19 protein-coding genes and 1 pseudogene are annotated in these 22,334 nt (G+C 40.6%); 19 read left to right on the top strand and 1 reads right to left on the bottom strand.

Annotation, left to right across the window (positions count from 1 at the left end; all coding sequences use genetic code 11):
• Nucleotides 1–51 precede the first annotated feature (51 nt).
• From FBQ94_RS12650 to FBQ94_RS12575, 16 genes are all read left to right on the top strand, one after another.
• Complete coding sequence (locus tag FBQ94_RS12650; protein WP_007222399.1) at nucleotides 52–1,656, top strand: GMC family oxidoreductase; 1,605 nt, start codon at nucleotides 52–54, stop codon at nucleotides 1,654–1,656.
• Nucleotides 1,653–3,173 carry a putative collagen-binding domain-containing protein gene (locus tag FBQ94_RS12645; RefSeq protein WP_007222398.1) on the top strand — a complete coding sequence of 507 codons (1,521 nt, stop codon included), beginning with the start codon at nucleotides 1,653–1,655 and terminating at the stop codon, nucleotides 3,171–3,173. The genes FBQ94_RS12650 and FBQ94_RS12645 overlap by 4 nt, the downstream gene beginning before the upstream one ends.
• A gap of 439 nt (nucleotides 3,174–3,612) precedes the next feature.
• Entirely contained in the window at nucleotides 3,613–4,299 is a 687-nt protein-coding gene (locus tag FBQ94_RS12640; RefSeq protein ID WP_051006192.1) for an acyltransferase, read from the top strand.
• A 35-nt stretch (nucleotides 4,300–4,334) separates the two neighbouring features.
• Complete coding sequence (locus FBQ94_RS12635) at nucleotides 4,335–5,273, top strand: glycosyltransferase family 2 protein (protein WP_007222396.1); 939 nt, start codon at nucleotides 4,335–4,337, stop codon at nucleotides 5,271–5,273.
• A 500-nt stretch (nucleotides 5,274–5,773) separates the two neighbouring features.
• On the top strand, nucleotides 5,774–6,673 hold the full coding sequence (locus FBQ94_RS12630) for a glycosyltransferase family 2 protein (protein WP_040544302.1): 900 nt from the start codon (nucleotides 5,774–5,776) through the stop codon (nucleotides 6,671–6,673).
• A 697-nt stretch (nucleotides 6,674–7,370) separates the two neighbouring features.
• Complete coding sequence (gene rfbF / locus FBQ94_RS12625) at nucleotides 7,371–8,144, top strand: glucose-1-phosphate cytidylyltransferase (protein ID WP_007222394.1); 774 nt, start codon at nucleotides 7,371–7,373, stop codon at nucleotides 8,142–8,144.
• Between the two features lies 1 nt (nucleotide 8,145).
• Nucleotides 8,146–9,219 carry an NAD-dependent epimerase/dehydratase family protein gene (locus FBQ94_RS12620; RefSeq protein ID WP_007222393.1) on the top strand — a complete coding sequence of 358 codons (1,074 nt, stop codon included), beginning with the start codon at nucleotides 8,146–8,148 and terminating at the stop codon, nucleotides 9,217–9,219.
• Nucleotides 9,216–10,448 (top strand): class I SAM-dependent methyltransferase, encoded by a 1,233-nt coding sequence (locus tag FBQ94_RS12615; protein WP_007222392.1) that lies wholly within the window; start codon nucleotides 9,216–9,218, stop codon nucleotides 10,446–10,448. The genes FBQ94_RS12620 and FBQ94_RS12615 overlap by 4 nt, the downstream gene beginning before the upstream one ends.
• A gap of 116 nt (nucleotides 10,449–10,564) precedes the next feature.
• Entirely contained in the window at nucleotides 10,565–11,407 is an 843-nt protein-coding gene (locus FBQ94_RS12610; protein ID WP_007222391.1) for a glucose-1-phosphate cytidylyltransferase, read from the top strand.
• A gap of 243 nt (nucleotides 11,408–11,650) precedes the next feature.
• Nucleotides 11,651–13,180, top strand: a complete 1,530-nt coding sequence (locus FBQ94_RS12605) for a lipopolysaccharide biosynthesis protein (RefSeq protein ID WP_007222390.1) — start codon at nucleotides 11,651–11,653, stop codon at nucleotides 13,178–13,180.
• 65 nt (nucleotides 13,181–13,245) lie between these two features.
• A complete protein-coding gene (locus FBQ94_RS12600; protein ID WP_007222389.1) occupies nucleotides 13,246–14,124 on the top strand; it encodes a sulfotransferase family protein in 879 nt (292 codons plus the stop codon).
• Between the two features lie 67 nt (nucleotides 14,125–14,191).
• A complete protein-coding gene (locus FBQ94_RS12595; protein ID WP_007222388.1) occupies nucleotides 14,192–15,436 on the top strand; it encodes a glycosyltransferase family 4 protein in 1,245 nt (414 codons plus the stop codon).
• Nucleotides 15,429–16,253, top strand: coding sequence for a PIG-L deacetylase family protein (locus tag FBQ94_RS12590; RefSeq protein ID WP_007222387.1), 825 nt, complete (start codon nucleotides 15,429–15,431; stop codon nucleotides 16,251–16,253). The genes FBQ94_RS12595 and FBQ94_RS12590 overlap by 8 nt, the downstream gene beginning before the upstream one ends.
• Before the next feature lie 189 nt (nucleotides 16,254–16,442).
• Entirely contained in the window at nucleotides 16,443–17,633 is a 1,191-nt protein-coding gene (locus FBQ94_RS12585; RefSeq protein WP_007222386.1) for a class I SAM-dependent methyltransferase, read from the top strand.
• 274 nt (nucleotides 17,634–17,907) lie between these two features.
• The gene (gene rfbF / locus FBQ94_RS12580) at nucleotides 17,908–18,678 is read left to right on the top strand and encodes a glucose-1-phosphate cytidylyltransferase (RefSeq protein ID WP_007222385.1); all 771 of its coding nucleotides are present in this window, start codon (nucleotides 17,908–17,910) and stop codon (nucleotides 18,676–18,678) included.
• Between the two features lie 146 nt (nucleotides 18,679–18,824).
• Complete coding sequence (locus tag FBQ94_RS12575; RefSeq protein WP_007222384.1) at nucleotides 18,825–20,027, top strand: class I SAM-dependent methyltransferase; 1,203 nt, start codon at nucleotides 18,825–18,827, stop codon at nucleotides 20,025–20,027.
• Nucleotides 20,028–20,062: 35 nt separating this feature from the next.
• Here FBQ94_RS12575 and FBQ94_RS12570 read toward each other — a convergent pair whose 3' ends face one another.
• Nucleotides 20,063–20,254, bottom strand: coding sequence for a hypothetical protein (locus FBQ94_RS12570; protein ID WP_007222383.1), 192 nt, complete (start codon nucleotides 20,252–20,254; stop codon nucleotides 20,063–20,065).
• Nucleotides 20,255–20,975: 721 nt separating this feature from the next.
• Here FBQ94_RS12570 and FBQ94_RS12565 point away from each other — a divergent pair.
• From FBQ94_RS12565 to FBQ94_RS12555, 3 genes and pseudogenes are all read left to right on the top strand, one after another.
• Entirely contained in the window at nucleotides 20,976–21,194 is a 219-nt protein-coding gene (locus FBQ94_RS12565; RefSeq protein ID WP_007222382.1) for a PEP-CTERM sorting domain-containing protein, read from the top strand.
• Nucleotides 21,195–21,333: 139 nt separating this feature from the next.
• Nucleotides 21,334–22,158: an exosortase gene (gene xrt / locus FBQ94_RS12560; RefSeq protein ID WP_007222381.1), complete on the top strand. Its 825-nt coding sequence runs from the start codon at nucleotides 21,334–21,336 to the stop codon at nucleotides 22,156–22,158.
• Nucleotides 22,122–22,334 (top strand): annotated as a pseudogene (locus tag FBQ94_RS12555) (UTP--glucose-1-phosphate uridylyltransferase); the annotation flags it as partial. The gene xrt and the pseudogene FBQ94_RS12555, both read left to right, overlap by 37 nt.

The raw sequence follows: 22,334 nt of genomic DNA, 5'->3' as shown, positions 1-22,334 counted from the left end.
TGAATATACATTACATAAATAGTTCACGAAAAAAGGAGCAATACTGTGTCTATGCCTAATTTACAACCAAAGAAACAAACCACAGATATAGTAGTTATAGGCTGCGGTAGCGGTGGAGGGGTTATCGCTAAGGAATTGTCTGAGGCAGGCCTGTCGGTTGTTGTTTTGGAGTCCGGCAAACGATTTAATCCTCTTCTTCACTATAAGACATATGAGCAGAATTTTGAGGTTACAGCCTCTGAGATATTTCAGCCAGATAACCCGCAGAGAGACCTCTATACCTGTGAAGGTAAATGGTTTGGTTATAATCGTGTCAAAGGAGTTGGTGGCTCAACATTACGATACATAGGAGTTGTGCCGCGTTTTCACGAATCAGACTTTCGTGTCCGTAGTGAAGACGGGGTATCGGATGACTGGCCAATCAGTTACGCTGAACTTGAACCCTACTACACGAAAGTCGAATATGAATTGGGTGTTTCCGGACTTGACGATACACTGGCTAACCCATTTGATCCTCCGCGGAGTAAACCTTACCCCACACCTCCCCATGAATTTAATTGTGCGAGTAAGGCGGTGAAGAGGGGGGCTGATAAACTTGGGCTGCATCTTACACCCGCGCCCCTTGCTTCTCCCACAAGACCATGGAATGGAAGACCCTCATGTATAGAATGCGGCGGTTGTATGTTCGGATGCTTCGTTACTGCCAAATCCAGTATTGATGTAACGTATGTTCGTAAGGCTGAAGCTACCGGGCTTGTGGATATTCGGACGCAATCTATGGCACGTGAAATTACGGTCAGACCAGACGGTAAAGCACACAGTGTGATTTATTTCGATGCCGGAGGTAATGAACAGGAAATATGCGCATCTGCAATTGTTGTGGCTGGTAACGCAGTAGAGACACCCCGCTTGCTCTTACTCAGTAAATCAGGACTATTCCCGGAAGGTCTGGCCAATTCAAGCGGCCTTGTCGGCAAGTATTTTACCGAGCACCTGGCCCTCTTTTGTGATGGATTGTTTTCTGAGCGTTTAGACACATGGCGGGGTAACCCTGCAGGCGGAATAATACAAGATTTCTATGAGACAAATAAACGTAACAATTTTGTGCGTGGCTGGACAATTGAGGTAAATAACGGCGGGAAATGGCCATTATCAGTAGCATCAAAGGTTAACGGTTGGGGCAAAGAACACAAAGTGCGTATGAAAGAGGTTTTTGGCTACCTTGTTGGCCTTGCTTCCATCGGTGAACAGTTGCCTGATATCCGTAACCAGGTGACATTGGACCATGATGTGAAAGATCATGTGGGGATACCCGTACCGAAATTGACCAATGAGCCGCGTGAAAACGATCGTAAAATGATGAAAGCAATCCTTCGGAGTTTTAAAGCTGTCTTTGAAGCATCAGGTGCCAGAGAGATGTGGGAACCCAAGATGGGAGCTTCGGCACATTATCTGGGTACTTGCCGGATGGGTAAAAATCCCGATACATCCGTTGTCGACCCCTGGTGCCGTACACACGATGTCCCTAATCTTTTTATTGCAGATAGCAGCGTCTTTGTAACGGGCGCCGCAGTCAATCCTGCACTTACTATTATGGCGTTGGCTACACGTACAGCCAAGGGTATTATAGCCGGATTTAAACAAGGAGTATTATGATACTATCGGTAAAATACAAATTGGTTACCTTTATTATTCTCATGATCATGGTGGGGGTATATCATGCCGGATGCTCATCTGGTAGTAGTAATGATGCTCCAGTGACTGTAAAGGCTGAGAAAAATAAAAAAAAGACCAGGAAAAAGTATGTATCCGGAACCAATCGCCTGATCAACGGTTCCCTCAAGGTACATCCCTCTAATCCCCGTTATTTTACTGATGAAAGCGGAAAGGTGATTTATCTGACAGGATCACATACGTGGAACAATTTTAAAGACATAGGAACAACGAATCCCCCGCAGCCCTTTGACTATGAGGCCTACCTGGATTTCCTTCAACAACATAACCATAATTTCATACGGCTTTGGACCTGGGAATTGGCGAAACATAAGTATAAAAGTGAAGGAATACGGAAACGGTCGGCTCCTTTCCCCTGGTTGCGGATAAGACCGGAAATGGCGTTAGACGGTATGCCGAAATTTAATTTGGATACCTTTAACAAGGCATATTTTGACCGGTTACGCTCGCGGGTCATTGCCGCAAGAGATCGTGGAATCTACGTCTCGATTATGTTATTCGAGGGGCATTCCATACAGTTTTCGCTGCCACCCTGGCGCTGGGATGGGCACCCTTTTCATAAAGATAACAATGTGAATGGAATTAATGGAGATCCCAATGGGGATGGGTATGGTCTGGAATCTCATACCCTTAAGATACCCGCAATTACTGCCCTGCAGGAGGCATATGTCCGGAGGGTTATTGATACGGTGAATGATCTTGATAACGTGTTGTATGAAATATCCAATGAAGATCATGCGGATTCAGTTGATTGGCAATATCATATGATCAATTTTATCCATAATTATGAGAAGACAAAATGGAAGCAGCATCCGGTAGGAATGACTACACACAGGAAACTTGGGAATCAGGTTCTTTTTGAGAGCAAAGCCGATTGGATATCACCGTCAAAATTCAGACGGGAAAATGACCCTTACGAGGTTAATCCGCCGGTAGCCCATGGAGATCATGTTTCGATTCTCGATTCAGATCACATACCTATATTGAGAAACGATCATGCCAGAGATCAGAGAAGTTGGGTATGGAAAAGTTTTACAAGGGGACATAACGTTCTTTTTATGGACCCGTATCTTGAATATATGAAGGACCGCAATTATCCAAAAGGCTCAAAGCCAGACTCCTTTTATAATCCGATTCGCCGGAATATGGGGTATACCATGAGGTATGCAAACCGAATGAATCTGGCAGCTATGATACCCCATAATGAGTTATCTTCCATGAAATACTGTTTGGCTAATCCAGGCTCTGAATACCTGATTTATGCGCCATCTGGCGGTACGGTGGATGTAGATCTTTCATCAACTTTTGAGATATTTCATGTGGAATGGTTCAATCCAAGAACCGATAAGACTATTCCACAACAGAAAACGGCCGGCGGTGACATACGGTCTTTCACTGCCCCGTTCCGGGGTGATGCAGTTCTTTATCTCTACAGGTAAGAGAGATTAAGAGAAGGAGAGGTCTGCAGGGCAACCCTTTAGGGTTGCTATTCCCGTGCGCATATTCAGGCGGGGAGGCAAGGCTGAAGCCTTGCCCTACATGCGATAAGAGAGAAAAATAGCCAAAGACATAATTGAACGTTTAGGGAATTCCAATGTTCTGTTGTAGGGGCAGGTTTAAAACCTGCCCCTACCTGTGTTCACTTTTGTCTTGTAGATTCAAAAATGTTTGTATGTATTTTCCGTTTGGTCGAACACAAGGTTCACCCCTACGCCGGTGTTATAAAAAATTCGCCGAACGGACTATTTTACCATTTGGAAATTTCGAACTAACAATAACACTAATTACTGATACTCAAAAGTCGCCGAAGTCCTCGTTGAAGGGTGAACCATTACGATACTATTCAAACTCTTTAAACAGTATTGGGTTCGTTTTTGGATGCGCTATGCCGGATTGAGCACCATGGGCCGGATTGCCACTATTCTTGCTGCCTGGTTTTCCCCTCCGTATAAAGGCCGCCGCTATCTTGCTAAGTTTAATAAAAATGGATACATCTCACCAAGTGCGTCAGTCTATTGTGACAATCTGAAACTGGGTAATAATATTTTTATCGGTGACCGGGTTATCATATATAAAAATAAAAGTGGGGGGGGTGTAACTATTGGTAAGAACGTTAGTATTTATAACGATAGTATTATTGAAGTTGGCGGCGGCGGTAGTTTTATCATAGGCGATAATACCCATATTCAACCTCATTGCCAGTTTTCTGCATACAAGGGTACGATAGAGATCGGGTGTAATGTACAGATAGCTCCAAAATGTGCCTTTTATCCCTATAATCATGGAGTTACTCCTGGTGAGCTTATCATGAAACAACCCATAGAGACGAAAGGCGGTATCGTTATTGCGGATAATGTCTGGCTGGGTTTTGGTGTAATCGTGTTGGATGGTGTACGAATTGGGAATGGCGCTGTTATTGGGGCAGGCGCAGTAGTCAATCACGATATCCCGGATAATGCTATTGCTGTTGGAGTGCCTGCCCGGATTATTAAAATGAGAGATGGTATCGATATGAATATTCAATTATTGAAATTACCAATATTCAACAAGCGAGAAATTTCATGAGGAAAGGTTTTTACTCACTCTTGGGGAGTTAATGTATGAATTTAACTTCACAGCCTTTAGTCAGTATCGTGACACCTGTGTATAATGGTGAAAGATATTTGGCGGAATGTATAGAAAGTGTATTGGCACAAACGTACCGGAACTGGAAATATAGTATTGTAAACAATTGTAGTACCGACCGTACCGGAGAAATTGCAAAAGCGTATGCAAAGAAGGATACACGGATCAGTATCCATACGAATGACCGTTTTTTACCTGTCATTCAGAATCATAATCGTGCGTTTCGCCTGGTATCTCAGGAAAGCAGATATTGTAAGGTAGTGCATGCTGATGATTGGTTGTATCCGGAATGTCTGACAAAGATGGTAGAAGTGGCTGAAAAGTACCCGTCTGTTGGTATTGTAGGGTCTTACCGCCTCGACGGCGTCAAGGTAAACAGTGATGGATTTCCCTATACCGGTACGGTTATACCAGGCCGTGAGGCCTGCCGCTCTGTTATGCTTGGCGGAAAATATATTTTCGGTTCACCAACGACTCTCTTATTACGGTCTGATTGTATCAGAAGTCATCAGTCTTTTTACAATGAAAGAAATTTTCATGCTGATAAAGAAGCCTGCTTCGATGTTCTCCGGAATTCCGATTTTGGTTTTGTATATCAAGTCCTTTCCTTTACAAGAAGGCACAATAAAACAGGGACAACATTTGCCAGGAAACTGAACACATTTTTCCTCGGAGAACTCATTATACTAAAAAAATACGGTCCTCTTTATTTAGACGAACAAGAATATAAAAAAGTCCTCAGGGAGTGGACAAAAAGATATTATAGGTTTTTTATAAAAAACATCTTTCTTCGGAGAGGGAAGAGAAAAGAATTCTGGGATTATTATAAAACCGGCCTCCAGGAGCTTGGCTTTCCAATCAGTTCTGCAGAATTATTAAAGGCATTAGTAGTCTGCCAGTTCACGAAAAACTAGTGCACTATCAACTTAATTTATCATAATAGACTCTCTCGTATTTGTCATTGCGAGGGGTTTTTTCCCGAAGCAATCTTTTCCAAACTATTCAAGAGATTGCTTCGGACAATAACCCTCGCAATGACAAGTTAAACACAACACGAGCAAACCAGTTTGTCAGTGCTACCCTTGACTAAACGACAACTTGATGCACATGGGGCATTGCACTGGGTTTGCCTCAACTATCAGCTTCCAACCCTATTTTTTACCTGATGTTTTTTCATAAAATATCCTGTATCACGTACTGCGACATGTCACAGGTGTGTGCCTGCACAGTCGTGTGACATGTCACATCTGTACTGTTGGTGCTTCGATAATCTATCTCGCTTTTTCCCCCTGTACAGTATTTTGTTTCTTGTCAAAACGCTTTAAACTATTTTTTTTCTTTTCATGGTATATTTTTTGATGTTGATCTTATATCAATGATACAGACCAAAGGTAGAATACTTTTTAAAGATGTTATGATTAAGAATACGCCTCAGGTGAGTATTGGAATGCCCGTGTATAACGGTGATAAATTTCTCGAAGAGACATTGGATTCCATTTTAGCCCAGACCTTTCAGGATTTTGAATTAATAATATCTGATAATGCATCTACTGACCGCACAGAACAAATTTGCCAGGCTTACATGGCTAAGGATCATCGTATACGCTATTACAGAAATGAGAAGAACCTGGGCGCTGCCTGGAATTATAACCGTGTTTTTGAATTATCCGTTGGTAAATACTTTAAATGGGCTGCTGCCGACGATCTCTGTGCGCCAAAATTTCTTCATTTATGTGTTGATATATTAGACCGGTATCCTCAGGTAGTTGTTTGCTATTCCAAGACCAAAATTATCAATGAATACGGGGCCATTATAAAAGATTACCATGATGGTCTGAATTTACAGGATGAAAAGCCAAGGGAACGTTTTATTAAGCTTATTCATTCAATCAGGATGTGCAATGCGGTTTTTGGATTGATGAGATCCAGCGTTTTGGAAAAAACTCCTCTTATAGGGAATTATATTTCATCTGATAGTTGCTTAATGGCAGAACTGTGCCTGTATGGAAAGTTTTTTGAGATTCCGGAGAAGATATTCTTTAGAAGATCGCATCCCGGCGCCTCGAGTTACGACAGGAGTACCGACCGGCAACTGGAATTCTTCGATCCTAAAATGAAAGGTAAGATTGTTCTTCCGTGGTGCAGACGCAGGTTTGAAAATTTTCTCTCTGTTAAGCGGGCGCAGATAAGGATGCGGGAAAAAATATTTTTATTCGGATTTCTTATGATAAAAACACTTCATTGGTACAAGCTCTATGCAAGTGAATTAATGGCAGCAACGAAACAACTTCTCTGTCGATACCGGATTTTTTAGTATTCGATCTTCTGAAAAGTTTATTCTCAAATGCATTAAGTTAGGCATTCGGCGACTTTTTCCCCTCCCTTGATGGGAGGGGTCAGGGGAGGGTGGTTGTCCTTTTCCTTCACCCCCACCTAACCTCCCCCATCAAGGGGGAGGAACTCTTTATTTGAATTTCCTAAGCATCAAGCTAAGAATAGAAGAACAGTGTTCCATAAAAAAGGAGGTATCCCCTTAGTACACTGTCAACTTAATTTATCATAATAGACTCTCTCGTATGTGTCATTGCAAGGGGTATTTTCCCGAAGCAATCTCTTTTGGAATGTCCAGGGGATTGCTTCGGACAATACCCTCGCAATGACACAGCCCCATGCAGTTGAACCGATGCAAATCGTATTATCATGAATTCTATTGACCGTGTACGGGAAAAAGAGCAAGGTGTGTCCATGTTCCCCCTAACCCACCTTTAAAAAGGGGGAAAGAAGGATAAGTTTAGAAAAGAGGGAACAAGGGATTTCCCCCTTTTGCAGGGGCGGGTTTCAAACCCGCCCCTACGGAGGAGTAAGGGGGGATTACGGGTGGTTTGTTATTCTCCACCGTTTCCACATGTTAGCTTGATGCATATGGGCTTTAGCCTTGCCCTGCAGAATTAAAATTTTTACCTGTTTCATTACGTATATGGATTTCCCGATATTTGTAGGAAAGGAGGAATATGAAAGTAGCAATCCTTGCAGGAGGGGTAGGCACCCGTCTTGTTGAAGAAACAGAAATAAAGCCAAAGCCGATGGTAGAGATCGGTGGCCGTCCGATTCTCTGGCATATTATGATGCACTATTCATGGTATGGATTCAACCATTTTGTGGTTGCCCTTGGATATAAGGGCGAGGTAATTAAAAAGTATATTGTGGATTATTGTTCATTGAACAGCAATCTGACCGTCAATTTAAAAGATGGCAATGTAAGAATCCATAATAATGTTAAAACAGAATGGATAGTCGATTTAGTGGATACCGGGGTTACGACACTTACCGGAGGACGCATTAAGCGCCTTGCTCCGTTTTTAGGAAATGAGACATTTATGATGACATGGGGGGATGGTGTTTCTGATGTAAATTTACATGAATTATTACAATTCCATCGTTCTCATGGTAAATATGCCACATTAACTGCCGTTCGGCCTGCCGCGCGTTTTGGGCACCTTTCCCTGCAGGGTGACGAGGTAGTTGAGTTTTCTGAAAAACCCCAAACGAGCGAGGGGTGGATTAACGGGGCGTTTTTCGTTCTCGAACCGGAAATATTTAATTACATCGACGGCGATGATAGCCAGTGGGAGAGAAAACCGATGGAGACACTGGCAAAAGATGGTCAATTGATAGCATACCGCCATACATCTTTCTGGCAATGTATGGATACCCTGCGTGACAAGAGATTATTGGAAAGTCTCTGGCAGGGTGGTAATGCGCCATGGAAAATTTGGGAGGAATAATATGCGCATATTAGTCACAGGGCATAAGGGTTATATAGGCGTTATCGTGGTGCCTATGTTACAGGCAGAAGGTCATGAGGTAGTGGGATTGGATAGCGATCTCTACGAGGAATGCACGTTTGGAGATGGAATTCACGAGATATCGGAAATAAAAAAGGATATACGGGATGTTGAGCTATCAGATCTTGAAGGGTTTGATGCTGTATTTCATCTTGCCGGTCTTTCTAATGATCCGCTGGGGGATTTAAATCCGACGTTAACGTACGAGATTAATCATCTCGCCTCGGTGCATATAGCCAAATTAGCAAAAGAAGCAGGAATTACCCGATTTCTCTTCTCATCATCGTGCAGTACCTATGGTGTTGCAGGTGAAAAAATGGTGAAAGAGGATGCAGATTTTAATCCCGTCACCCCCTACGGTTTTTCAAAAGTACTGGTTGAACAAGAAGTGGCAAAGCTGGCCGATACAAATTTTAGTCCGACGTTTCTCCGCAATGCAACAGCCTACGGGTTATCACCCCGCCTGCGTTTTGATCTTGTGCTCAACAACCTGGTAGCATGGGCTTTTACTACCGGCCGTGTCCATATAAAAAGTGACGGTACTCCCTGGCGTCCTATTGTCCATATAGAAGATATATCACGCGCATTTATAGCGATACTTAATGCGCCACGGGATATTGTACATAATCAGGCGTTCAACGTTGGTGTTACAGAAGAGAATTATCAGATTCGCGACCTGGCTAAGATCGTTGAAGATATTGTACCGGGATGTCACATTGATTTTGCCGAGGATGCAGGACCAGATAAACGGTGCTATCGGGTTGATTTCAGTAAGCTGATGCAAACGCTGCCTGCATTTAAACCGAAATGGAATGCCCGTCTGGGCGCAGAACAACTCTATACCGCTTATAAAAGAATAGGATTAACCCTGGAAGATTTTGAGGGGCCAAGATATAAACGCATTGCTCACATTAAAAAATTGTTAGGCAACGGCCGGTTGGATGAAACCCTGCGCTGGAGAAATGCCAAACGGGCAGAAACGAAAACAGAAATGGAGATTAATTACGCACTATGAATGACTTAGCATTAACATGCCGATCTTGTGGACATATTGATCTTCAATCAATTTTATCTCTCGGCCAAACACCGATGGCAGATGCGTTGTTAACCGGAGAACAACTGGGGCAAGAGGAGCTTACCGCTTCTCTTGATCTGGTCTTTTGCCCGAATTGTACGCTCGTGCAGATTACAAAGTCGATATCTCCGGAGATCCTTTTTGGTAAAGATTATCCTTATTTTTCCTCTATATCGGGATCGCTGCTTCAACACTTTCGGGAAAGCGCCCTGGCGCTCATCCAATCAAGAAATTTAAACCCGAACAGCCTTGTTGTTGAAGCTGCAAGTAATGATGGCTATATGCTGAAAAATTTTGCAGAAAAGGGGATTCCCGTTATGGGAATAGACCCGGCGAAAGGACCGTCTGAGGCAGCAAAAGAAGCAGGTATTCAAACGCTGTGTACTTTTTTTAACCTGGATCTTGCCCGTCAGCTTCGGGAAGAGGAAGGGTTAGTGGCCGACGTCTTTCTCGCTAATAACGTCTTAGCTCATGTGCCTGATCTGAATGGCTTTGTGGAAGGTATCCGGGTTCTCCTGGCAGATACTGGTATAGCGGTTATCGAAGTGCCTTATGTCGTTGATTTGATAGACCATTGTGAATTCGACACGATTTATCATCAGCATCTCTGCTACTTTTCAGTGACGGCATTATACAATGTGTTTAAAAGACATGCTCTTTATCTGAATGAGATACAACATGTTTCTCTCCATGGCGGGTCATTGCGGCTCTTTATTGAACCGAATGAATCTCCTGGTGAATCGCTTTATTCATTCCTGAAAGAAGAGGAAAAAAGAGGGGTTGATCGCCTGTCGTATTATATCCATTTTGCCGACCGGGTAATGGAAATAAAAAATTCCTTATTTGGTCTGTTAGGGGAGTTGAGACAAAAAAGGAAGAGGATTGCCGCCTACGGAGCTGCAGCTAAGGCAACAACCTTAATGAGCTATTGTGGCATTGATAAAAACGTTGTAGATTACGTGGTGGACATGAACACCTTTAAACACGGCCGTTATATGGGCGGCAATCATTTGCCTATTTTTTCACCATCGAAGCTTCTGGAAGAAATGCCGGATTATGTCTTGCTCCTTGCATGGAATTTTTCAGAAGAGATTTTAAAACAACAAGATGAATACCGGCGCCGGGGTGGAAAATTTATCATTCCAATACCTTATCCCACTATTGTATAAGGGGGCAGATCTCTCATGGGGTATTGGTTCAGAAGTAAAAACTTGTCCGTAGCTTTCACGAGAAAAATTAAACACGTTATTTAGTATCTACATGGAATACGAAAGGAGAAACACAAATGAAGGTGGTCTTATTTTGTGGCGGTTTAGGAACGAGACTGAGAGATTATTCGGAAACTATTCCCAAGCCTCTCGTGAATGTTGGATACCGGCCCATAATATGGCATGTAATGAAGTATTATGCTTACTACGGGCATAAAGATTTTATCCTGTGTCTCGGTTATAAGGCAGATGTGATAAAGAATTACTTCCTGAACTATAATGAATGTGTCTCTAATGATTTTGTCTTATCAGAAGGCGGTAAAAAACTACAATTATTAAACAACGATGATATTAAAGACTGGAGAATTACTTTTGCAGATACCGGATTAGAATCAAATGTTGGCCAGCGACTAAAGGCGGTAGAGAAATACCTGGCAGGAGAAGAGGTATTTTTAGCTAACTATAGTGACGGTTTAACGGATTTGGAACTTCCTAAGTTGATAGATAATTTTTTTCGCCACAAAACAATAGGGAGCCTTCTCTGTATAAAACCCACGCAAAGCTTCCATGTTATCTCAATGAGAAACGACAGCATGGTGAGTGAAATACAGGAAATCGCCCGATCTGGTATTTGGATTAACGGAGGATATTTCATTTTTAGAAGGGAAATTTTCAACTATATAAAAGAAGGTGAAGATTTAAACCATAAGCCTTTCCATAGATTAATACAAGAAGAAGAGCTTCTTGCCTATAAATATGAGGGGTTTTGGGCTTGTATGGATACCTTTAAAGATAAACAACGGCTTGATGATATTTATGCGCGTGGTGAGGCTCCCTGGGAAGTGTGGAAATCGCAAATAACAAGAAAAGCCTTTTTTTTACCCATTGAAGAGCCAGTCGGCACAGCAGCTTTTGGGTAATCCCGTTTCTTCAAAGATGATGGTGAATGTTTTAGAAAAAGTGAAAAAAAGGAAGTCTTCCTTTAGAAAATGAGGAAATCCATCGTTCCCCTCTTTTCTAAATCACTTACCCATTTCCCCCTTTTTTAAAGGGGGGTCAGGGGGGATTAACGGAATTGAAATTCCTGTACGGAAATATTTAACGAGGTAACTATTCGCTAATAAACTTAGCGTACAATACTAGCAATTGATAACTATCAGGTAATGAAAAATCACATAAAACGATTAGGTAAGGACTCTATTATTTATGGAGTGGGAGATGCCTTAAAACGTATGGTAGTTTTTTTGTTATTACCCGTTTATACGAGGTATCTTACTCCTACAGATTATGGTCGGCTTGAATTATTAATGGTTACTCTCAATATCTTATTTATCATAGGCTCTCAGGGAATGGGGACGGCTTTTTCCCGGTTTTATGGAGCTTCAAGGACTGAAATACAAAATTCAGAATTGAAAAGATCTGAGTTAATAAGAACGTCTCAATATTACCTGATATTTTCAAGTATGATCATATGCGGCCTTCTCCATATATTCTCAGAGCAATTTAGTAAGCTTTTATTTGACCAGAGTGACCCGCATCTGACGTCTTTTATAAAGATAATCGCATTCACCAGCTTATTTCAAATAATGTCGGTAATTCCTTTTATGTTGTATAGAGTCAGAATGCAGCCGATGAAGTTCATTACGGTATCGTTAATAGGTTTTTTCTTACAGGCTGCGCTGAATGTATACTTTGTTGTAGTAGTAAAAACAGGAGTCAAAGGAATTTTACTGGGAAATGCTATAAGCGCCCTTGTTGTAGTTATCATAAATCTTGTTTCAACGAAAAATGTTCTCTTTCACACCTTTTCATTTTTAAAATTGAAACATTTATTAAAATTCGGTCTTCCCTTAATTCCTGTAGGAATTTTCTCATGGATAATGCATTTTTCAGATAAATTCTTACTTCAGAAGTTTGCTACAACACATGAACTTGGACTCTATTCAATCGGAAGCAGGTTTTCCAATATCGTAACGTTATTAATTATTGGCCCCTTTATGATGTCGTGGGGTGCATATTGTTTTCAGATTGCAACTACGGAGCATGCGAAACAAACTTTCAAAATAATTACAACATATTTCCTGTTTATTTTATGTTCGATAAGCATGGGGCTGGTTGTTTTAACTCCTCTTGTCATTAAATTAATGGCCGGCAAGCAATTTTGGGGCGCCTATATCGTCGTGTTACCTTTGGTATGCGCAAATATTACGTATGGTATGTTCTATATGTTTTCTTTAGGGATAAATATAACAAAAAAAACCCATTATTTTTTGTATATCATGTCTTTCGGAGCAACTTTAAACATTATCTTGAATGTTATCTTTATCCCGAAATTCGGAATGATAGGGGCAGGTTTTGTATCGTTTACCTCTAATTTAGTAATTACCATTGCAACGTACTCTATAAGCCAGAGGTTGTATTACATTCCGTTTGAGAAGGCAAGGTTTTTAAAAATATGTTCTGTTTTTATCGTAATTACAGGATGTTCCTGGGCGTTTCAAATGTCAAATATGCTCTTTGATGTACTTTTCAGGATTCTATTAATCGTGGTATTTTTTTTGAGTCTCTATTTAGTAAAGTTCCTTCAAAACAATGAAATAAATTACATAAAGAGGGCTTATAACAATCTGCTGCAACAGAAGGGTATTTATAATAAAATCAAATTTGGTTATGGGCTTATAAGAGTGCAATAAATAACTAGTATACCTTCACACAATTCCATAAGTGGTATTCTTATGGAGAATACAGGAGACTCAGTATGAAACCGAATTTCCTTGTTATTGGTGCTATGAAAAGTGCAACTACCAGTCTTTGTGAGTTATTAGGAGATCATCCGGAGGTCTTTATTTGTAAACCGAAAGAACCGGAATTTTTTTGTAAAGATACTGTCTACAAGCGGGGTTGGAAATGGTATGAATCGTTGTTTTCTTCTGCTCTTCATAAGATTGCCATCGGAGAGGGTACTGCGTCATACACCAAGCGGCTTGTTTTCCCGCAGACCGCTATTCGTATAGCCCATGATATACCGGATGCAAAACTTATTTATATAGTCCGTCATCCCCTGGAACGGATTGAATCTCATTGGACCCATACAATCCTTTCCGGAGTTAATCCTAATCTACGGTTTTGTGATGCGCTCCGGCAATTTCCCTACTATATTGATACGAGTCTCTATTCTCACCAGATCAGCGCCTACCGCGAATATTTCTCAGACGACCGCATCCTCGTCTTATTCTTTGAGGATTTCAAAGCTAGTCCAAATAAGGTGCTCGAACAGTGTTTCCGGTTTCTTGGTGTTGACCCAACCTTTCAATCATCGAACGCTGAGAAGCCGCGTAATGTATCCGGCAATCTCGCTGATACACAAATGATTCGCACCATGAAACAACTTCCTCAACTGCGATCGGCAGTAAAATTGCTGCCCAAAAGTATGAAGCACCCGATGAAGCGAATCTTTCAACGGCAGATAAATAAACGCCCGGCATGGGATAAAGACACCCTGCAGTGGGTAATTGATATGGTAGCTCCGGATGCAATTGCATTTCTCAAGCACTATGGTAAACCTGAAGATTATTGGAAATTGGGAAATTATCGGGAATCGGAATACCCTACACCTCCGGTTAAGCTTGCAAGCTGATGGTGAAAAGATCCAGGGTATTTCAGGGATGTTCGTATAAAAATAAGGAGGAAACAAAGGAGAAAAGATGAAAATTGCCTTTGTCAGTCAACCGTGGAATCAATGTCCACCTGTTAAAGGTGGCTCTATATCAATTTGGATTACCGAAGTCGCACGCCGTTTGAGTAAGGCGTGTGATGTCGTCGTCTATGCGAACAGCAGTAAATTACAGAAAAAAAAAGAACTCGAAGGGGGGGTATACTATCGGCGCATTTCAACATCTTTTGAAAATAGGTTTCTCAGGTATTTAAAACGTTTTTCACAATTCTATACGGTTAAACGTCCTCTTTTTGCCTCCCGCGCCTATTATTTAGGGTATATTATAAAAGTGGCAAGGGATATCAGAAAACAGAAATGTGATATTGTCCACGTCCATAATTTTTCCCAATTTATTCCTGTTATACGGGCTTACAATCCAGGAGTAAAAATTATCCTGCATATGCATTGTGATTGGCTTGTGGAGCTTGACCGTTCAATGATCAAACAGAGGCTTGACCTGGCAGATCTGATTGTAGGATGCAGTGAATATATCACAGAAAAGATACGCAGACATTTTCCTGAATACGCCCACCGTTGTCAGACTATTTATAACGGAGTAGATATTGAACACTTTGCCCCGGAGAAGGACTCAGGGAAGAAAAATAACGATGCGAAACACTTGCTGTTTGTTGGAAGAATAACACCGGAAAAAGGATTACATACTTTATTAGAGGCGTTTCAAATACTTGTAACACAGTGCCCTCAGGTGCGGATGGAGATTGTCGGCCCCCATGATCAGACCCCCCGGTCGTTTATTGTTGATTTGCACAATAACAATAAGGTGGCCAATTTAAAATGGTTTTATGACAAAAATTATCTCTCACAATTGAAGGCCATGCTTTGTTCAGATACAGCAAGCAAGGTAACCTTTTCCGGCCATATCCAGCAGGCGTATTTACATAACAATTATCGTAATGCAGATGTGCTCGTCAATCCTTCGTTTAGTGAGAGCTTTGGAATGAGTCTTGTTGAGGCTATGGCTACAGAGGTGCCGGTAGTTGCAACACGGGTTGGTGGTATGACAGAAGTTATAGAAGAAGATAAAACAGGTATATTAGTTGAGCCTGGAGACGCGCCTGCATTAGCCGCAGCCATTCTCCGCCTCCTGGCAAATGAAGAGGTGAGAAAATCAATGGGAAGCGCTGCGCGTAAACGGGCGGTTGAACTCTTCTCCTGGGACCGTATTTCTGAAAAATTATTGTGCCAATATAAGAATATCGATAAACATGCATAAAACATCCTCAAAATCACTGATACACGGTTTATACAGACATGTTATGAACAGCGTTATAACTGAACAGGATGAACATGAGCTGAAACGCCCCGCCGTTGTCTTCTCACCGCATCCTGACGATGAAACGTTGGGCTGCGGTGGTACTATTATCAGGAAAAAGAAGGCAGGGGCAGATGTGCATATTGTTTTCATGACTAATGGATCTCAATCGCATCGGCAGTTTATTTCAGAGAGCGCATTGAAGTCTATACGGAGAAGAGAAGCGATTGAGGCAACCCGTATGCTGGGAGTAGGGCAGGATAATATTACCTTTCTTGAATTCGATGATAAAAAGTTATGGGAAAACCGGACGATAGCGATTAACAAAGTGATAGACATCCTCCTTCACCATAAACCCGATAAGGTCTTCATTCCTTATTACCGGGAAACCCCTCCGGATCATTGGGCAACGAATAAAATTGTGGCAGCAGCGCTTCAAAAGATCAGGAAGGAGACTATGATATATGAATATCCCATCTGGTTCTGGAATCATTGGCCATGGGTCACCGTACCGATGAGTTTTCGTCTTAAAACCATCAGGACGTTAAGAAGTATTCCTTTTGCAAATGTGCGTTTACTCTTAGACTTCAGGTCTTCTGTTGATATAGAAGACATTTTAGAGGTAAAGCGGGCTGCGTTACATGAATATAAATCACAGATGACAAGGCTCATTCCCGATAAGAAATGGCCTACGCTTAATGATGTATCACAGGGAAAATTTCTGAATTGTTTTTTTCAACCGCGGGAAATTTTTTACCGGTACTGCATTCGAGGATGATACGAAAGGCTTCGTAGCTCATTGATAAATTATGCCTTCGGCTACTTTAGCGACGTGTAGCCGGGTAGGGTGGGCATTGCCCACCCTGTATAGCTTTGAAATTCCTAAATATTACAATAATAGTTTTCTTTTATACTACAGGCATTTATAAAAAGCGTTTATACGTTACGTAAGGAGTGGAAACGAACAATGTCAGCAGACTATATTTGTTCTACATGTGGTGCACACGATATATCAATATTTTGCGAGATGAAGAATGTTCCTGTTCATAGTGTTCTTCTTATGCCAAGCCGGGAAATAGCGGTAAATTATCCTAAAGGAGATATTGCACTGGGGTTTTGTCAAAACTGCGGGTTTATTTCTAACGTCGTATTTGATCCCCGTATGCATGAGTATTCGTCCAGATATGAGGAGACTCAGGGGTTTTCGCCTACATTCAACACGTTTCACCGGAACCTGGCAAATCAATTGATACACCGGCACAATCTCCATAATAAAGATATAATCGAAATAGGGTGCGGGAAAGGTGAATTTTTAACCATGCTGTGCGAATTAGGTGAAAACCGGGGAGTTGGATTTGATCCGAGTTATATCAGTGAACGGAATCAAAGTGAAGTGAGAGACCGGATCACCTTTATACGGGATTTCTACTCGGAGAAATATGCCAGCTACCACGGTGATTTCATTTGTTGTAAGATGACTTTGGAACATATTCATCTTACCGCCGATTTCGTACGAACCGTTCGGCGTTCATTGGAGAATCAGCAAGATACCGTAGTTTTTTTTCAGGTCCCCGATGTCATTCCTATCCTTCGGGGACTGGGGTTTTGGGATATTTATTATGAGCACTGCTCCTATTTCAGCCGGGGATCACTTGCCCGTCTCTTCCGTATGTGTGGCTTTGATGTTATCAATCTTGCCAGGGACTATAATGATCAATATTTAATGATAGAGGCTCGACCCGGCAACGGAGCGAATGGAACTCTTTTCAGGGATGAAGATGATTTTGAGGAACTATCAAAAGACGTGCTATACTTTTCTCAAAATTACCGGAAACGGTTGGATAGGTGGAGGTATAAATTCAAAGAGATAAAACAAAGCGGGAAACGCGCTGTTATATGGGGATCAGGATCTAAAGGTGTTACGTTTTTAACTTCCCTCAATATTACTGATGAAATTGAGTTTGTCGTAGATATAAATCCATATAAACACGGAATGTATATGCCAGGGACAGGACATAAAATCGTAGGCCCTGTTTTTTTACAAGAATATAAACCGGATATTGCTATTGTAATGAATCCGATTTACTGTGAAGAAATACAGCACGATCTTCAGAGGAGAGGTCTCGCTACAGAGCTTATCACGGTAGAATCTGAATGAACACACCCCTGATCTCAATGGTAGAAACGCAAGATGTTGCGTCTCTCCCAGGGGAATAAACCCACCCCTAACCCCTCCCAGGAGGGGAATAAAAGCCAGTCCTCGACCCGATCGGCGAAAGTCCCCTCCCGGGAGGGGATTAAGGGGTGGGTAAAAATAACAGTCATTAAGATATTATAGAAAACCTCTGCTCTTTCTATAAAAGATATAACAGAATGTACTGAGCATTCGATCTCAGTCTTACAGGTATCTGTATTTTTAAGGAAACAAAAACATGAAGGTCGTTATTCTTGCCGGAGGTTTAGGTACCCGGCTCGCTGAAGAGACAGAGATAAAACCGAAACCGATGGTAGAAATTGGAGGTCAACCAATCCTCTGGCATATTATGATGCATTACTCTTATTATGGTTTTAATCATTTTATCATTGCCCTCGGTTATAAAGGCGAAGTAATTAAAAAGTATATCGTGGATTATTGCTCGCTGAACAGTAATTTAACCGTAAATTTGAAAAATGGAGATGTAAAAGCTCATGGCATTGGCAAACCTGATTGGGTAATTGATTTGGTTGATACGGGAATTTCAACACTTACAGGCGGTCGTATCAAGCGACTTGCCCCTTATATAGGAAATGAAACGTTTATGCTAACCTATGGAGATGGGGTATCTAATGTAGATTTGCGTAAATTGTTACTGTTTCATCACACTCATCAGAGGTATGCCACATTAACTGCCGTCCGGCCAAATGCACGCTTTGGCTACCTTGATTTAGAGGGAGATTATGTGAAAAAATTTTCTGAAAAACCAGAGAAGAATGAGGTATGGATAAACGGCGGCTTCTTTGTCCTGGAACCTGAAGTACTTAACTACATTGATGGCGATACTACGCAATGGGAGAGAAAACCTATGGAATCATTGGAGAGAGATGGACAACTGGCGGCATACCGCCATGTATCCTTTTGGCAATGCATGGATACATTACGCGATAAGCGATTATTAGAAGATCTTTGGCAAAATGGTAACGCCCCATGGAAAATCTGGAGCTAATGACATGCATATAACCTTCAAATACATGCAAAGGATTGCTTCGGACAATACCCTTGCAATGACTGGCGGGATAGTCTTTCCTCTGTTGAGGATATGTTCAATTTCATCCCTGGAATACTATATCATATGAAAGGAATTATTTCTCAATGTCACTACAGTCTGTACAAAGGATAACTCAATGTCCTGTCTGTTTATCATCTCAATTTTCAACTTTTTATACAATATCCCATGCTCCGGCTCATGTTGGTATTTTATGGAGAAGTAAAGAAGAAGCCCTTCATTGCCTCAGGGGAGATATAGAGCTGGCATGTTGCAGCGATTGTGGATTTATTTCCAACATTGCCTTTGATTCTTCATTGATGGAATATACTGAAGAGTACGATAACTCTCTCCATTTTTCAAAATATTATCAGAATTATGCTGAATCCGTCGCCAAAAGGCTTGTAGAAGATTACCAATTATATGACAAAAAAATAATTGAAATCGGTTCGGGTAAAGGCGACTTTTTATCTTTCATCTGTAAAATAGGAAAAAATTACGGAACGGGTTTTGATCCAAGCTATCGGGGAAATCTTTCTCCTGTACAATCATCAGATCGAATAACTTTTATCAGAGATTATTATTCAGCGAACTATTCTCATTATCAGGGAGATTTAATATGTAGTCGCCATGTATTTGAGCATATTCCAAATCCTTTTGAATTTCTGACCGCACTACGTTCAACTATCAATGGGCAAGGCAATCATCCCATTTTATATTTTGAAGTCCCCAATATATTACTCATTCTCAAAGATCTTTCAGTATGGGATATAATTTATGAGCATTGTTCTTACTTCGGAGCAGCTTCGCTTGAGAGGGTATTTAATCTCTCAAAATTCGATACAATTAAGCTATTTGAGAGTTTTGGGAATCAATGTATAGGCATCGAAGCAACTCCTGCAAGAGATGTTGGAAAGTCATTAGCAAGGAATTCGGATAAGATAACAGAATTGCTAACCCTCGTCCGTGATTTTTCTCATAAATGCAAAATAAAATTAGAAGAGTGGGAAAACACCCTGCAACACATTGAGCAAAATAATGAAGGTACGGTTATATGGGGCGCAGGAAGCAAAAGTGTGAGCTTTTTAAATATATTAAATATTAAGGATCAAATTACCTATGTTGTTGATATCAATCCCCGGAAGAGAGGATGCTATATACCAGGAACCGGTCAAAAGATAATCTTACCGGAAGAGTTAAAAAATCATATACCTGATAACGTTATTGTTATGAATCCTCTCTATAAGCAGGAAATCCAACAGCAGCTAAATTCATTAGGTTTAAATCCTAAGCTGCTATTTGCTATTTAATACCATACAAAAGCTCAACATTGAATCCCTATACATCAAATTAAACTTTTATAATTGGCTTTTTCAAACTTTTCGTAATCCTTATTCTCATAATCCTTATATTGAAAAGCAGGGTAGATACCCTGTTGATTGTAATCTTCTTCAATCCATTTACTTATCTTATTTTCTGCCTCTTCAAGGTTTGAAAATTCATTAAATAAGAATATTTTATCTTTTTTATTCTCCATTATGTATCTGCCTTTCGTTATTTCTGTAAATTTCTGTGAGATTTCTGATCATAGTTGTTTCTACCACGATATTGCGCACAAGCCATGCCTTTACCTGTCAATATTCCAATAAATATTCAATCTTTTTTGATTTCCCTCTTCAGGATACTAATACTAACTAATACTAATGGTATACGAATAACTGCTTGCTTTATGATACATACATACACTTTCGTACAATGAGCCTTTCTGTGCTATGTTTTCTAATTTCACATACTGTGACTGTCACAATAGTGTGACAACACACTGTTGTGACAGTTACAGCGTTATGGGCCTTAGTTTTATGATTTGTTGTTACTTTTCTTCCCGGAAAACCTCTATTTTCATAGTCAGAAATACAATAAAACTATATTTTTTATCTATGGTATATTTTTTGATAGTTGAAGGATGAATATGTGTCGAATTTTTGCAGGCAAACAATGGTATAAAAATATTTTTCAGTCTGTTTCCGGGAATGTTCTATAACGTGTTTTCCACATTAATTCAGAAAGGAGCGGAAGTGGGGAGTTGTTTGGTTTATCGATAAAACACAGGATACAAATAGACAACATCGTACTTAGATAAAGTTGATTATTTATATGTGGGTACACAGTTTCTCCAGGTGTAGTGGGCAATAAGTATGAGCGCTCAGTGATTTTGCAGGAAAGACTCTTACAGATTTAAGATTTTGGAGGAATAAAATATGAAAAAAAATGTAATGGTATGGTTTTCGATACTTTTATTACATGGTGTACTATTGAGTAGTAGTATTTTTGCAGGTCATGGTGCTACCGATGGAGCGCCTCCGAATGCTCCGGAACCACTGAGTTATTTACTCCTTCTGGCAGGCGGAGCTACTCTGGCGGTTTTTCGCCGATGGAGGGCTAAGAGAGGTTCAAAGAATTTAGATAAGCAATCTTAATAAACCGCTCCTGGTTTGTAGTGGTAATTTTATATTGCCTTCTCCGATATGGAAATTGCCACTACAAACAAAACAATAAAAACCCAAAATTTTATGCTTATATAATCCTCTGAATACCCGATTCGGATATACGTTTTCTATGGTTCATTATCTTGTTTGGATACTAACAGCATCCCTGTATACTACCGTTATATATGTGCTGTACCGGTCAAAGTGGATGGCTTCCGATTATACCCATGCTTACTTTATTCTGCCAATATTCTTTTGGCTTGTATGGCGTAAACGTACGAGCCTGAGGGAACATCTTAAAAAGATTAAACCTGCTAATAATTTTCTTGGTCTTTTCATTTTTTTAATAGGTATCCTCATGTTTATTTTTGGGAAGCGCCAAAATTATCTATTCATTACAACACTTTCATTACTTCCTGTATTATACGGGTTAATTCACTATCTTTACGGATTGAGTATAACAAGAATAGTATCTTTTCCCATTTTTTATCTTATCCTTATTGTTCCTCTTCCTCTCGGCATTGTGGATAGCATTACCTTACCTATGCGTTACGGAATTACTATTGCTACGGAAGTAATCTTAAGGCTTTTTGATTATCCCATTACCAGGGAAGGGCTTTTATTATCCATTGGCAGTAATGAGCTGTTTATGGGCCAGCCTTGTAGTGGTTTTCGTTCTCTTATTACTATGTTCTCACTGGCTTTGGTTTATGTATATCTCAGCAAAACAAGTTTACCCAAAAAAACCTTGCTGATCTCTTTCATTATTCCTCTTTCATTATGTGGGAATCTTATCCGCGTAATAACATTATGTATCATAACCTATTATTTTGGTGAAGCGGCAGGACAAGGATTTTTTCATAATTTTAGTGGAATTGTTATCTTTATGATTATTCTGTCAGGATTAATTGGCCTGGAATGTCTTTTCAAAAAGAATTTATACCTTACAAACTAAGATTGAACAGAAAAATACTAGAAAAAGAGTATCCAAACTATAAGAAGCACATCAAAAACACCTTTGAGGCAAAGCAACAGCACGTCTTCACATGGTGGGATGAAATATCATCCGGGGAAAAAGAACTTCTCCTGGCACAGGTCGCCTCAATAGATTTTCAGCTCATAGAGAAACTC

This window comes from Candidatus Jettenia sp. AMX1 (assembly GCF_030263775.1).
Classification (GTDB): domain Bacteria; phylum Planctomycetota; class Brocadiia; order Brocadiales; family Brocadiaceae; genus Jettenia; species Jettenia caeni.
Note: the sequence above shows the minus strand (reverse complement) of the source record. Positions and strands in the feature narration are given on the sequence as shown.

What these genes read in the sequence shown, in the direction of transcription:
- FBQ94_RS12585 (WP_007222386.1), top strand. Translation starts at nt 16,443, where the DNA reads ATGTCAGCAGACTATATTTGTTCTACATGTGGTGCACACGATATATCA.
- FBQ94_RS12570 (WP_007222383.1), bottom strand. Translation starts at nt 20,254, where the DNA reads ATGGAGAATAAAAAAGATAAAATATTCTTATTTAATGAATTTTCAAAC.
- FBQ94_RS12600 (WP_007222389.1), top strand. Translation starts at nt 13,246, where the DNA reads ATGAAACCGAATTTCCTTGTTATTGGTGCTATGAAAAGTGCAACTACC.
- FBQ94_RS12615 (WP_007222392.1), top strand. Translation starts at nt 9,216, where the DNA reads ATGAATGACTTAGCATTAACATGCCGATCTTGTGGACATATTGATCTT.
- FBQ94_RS12650 (WP_007222399.1), top strand. Translation starts at nt 52, where the DNA reads ATGCCTAATTTACAACCAAAGAAACAAACCACAGATATAGTAGTTATA.
- FBQ94_RS12590 (WP_007222387.1), top strand. Translation starts at nt 15,429, where the DNA reads ATGCATAAAACATCCTCAAAATCACTGATACACGGTTTATACAGACAT.
- xrt (WP_007222381.1), top strand. Translation starts at nt 21,334, where the DNA reads ATGGTTCATTATCTTGTTTGGATACTAACAGCATCCCTGTATACTACC.
- FBQ94_RS12635 (WP_007222396.1), top strand. Translation starts at nt 4,335, where the DNA reads ATGAATTTAACTTCACAGCCTTTAGTCAGTATCGTGACACCTGTGTAT.
- rfbF (WP_007222394.1), top strand. Translation starts at nt 7,371, where the DNA reads ATGAAAGTAGCAATCCTTGCAGGAGGGGTAGGCACCCGTCTTGTTGAA.
- FBQ94_RS12595 (WP_007222388.1), top strand. Translation starts at nt 14,192, where the DNA reads ATGAAAATTGCCTTTGTCAGTCAACCGTGGAATCAATGTCCACCTGTT.
- FBQ94_RS12630 (WP_040544302.1), top strand. Translation starts at nt 5,774, where the DNA reads ATGATTAAGAATACGCCTCAGGTGAGTATTGGAATGCCCGTGTATAAC.
- FBQ94_RS12565 (WP_007222382.1), top strand. Translation starts at nt 20,976, where the DNA reads ATGAAAAAAAATGTAATGGTATGGTTTTCGATACTTTTATTACATGGT.
- FBQ94_RS12640 (WP_051006192.1), top strand. Translation starts at nt 3,613, where the DNA reads ATGCGCTATGCCGGATTGAGCACCATGGGCCGGATTGCCACTATTCTT.
- FBQ94_RS12575 (WP_007222384.1), top strand. Translation starts at nt 18,825, where the DNA reads ATGTCACTACAGTCTGTACAAAGGATAACTCAATGTCCTGTCTGTTTA.
- FBQ94_RS12645 (WP_007222398.1), top strand. Translation starts at nt 1,653, where the DNA reads ATGATACTATCGGTAAAATACAAATTGGTTACCTTTATTATTCTCATG.
- FBQ94_RS12605 (WP_007222390.1), top strand. Translation starts at nt 11,651, where the DNA reads ATGAAAAATCACATAAAACGATTAGGTAAGGACTCTATTATTTATGGA.
- rfbF (WP_007222385.1), top strand. Translation starts at nt 17,908, where the DNA reads ATGAAGGTCGTTATTCTTGCCGGAGGTTTAGGTACCCGGCTCGCTGAA.
- FBQ94_RS12610 (WP_007222391.1), top strand. Translation starts at nt 10,565, where the DNA reads ATGAAGGTGGTCTTATTTTGTGGCGGTTTAGGAACGAGACTGAGAGAT.
- FBQ94_RS12620 (WP_007222393.1), top strand. Translation starts at nt 8,146, where the DNA reads ATGCGCATATTAGTCACAGGGCATAAGGGTTATATAGGCGTTATCGTG.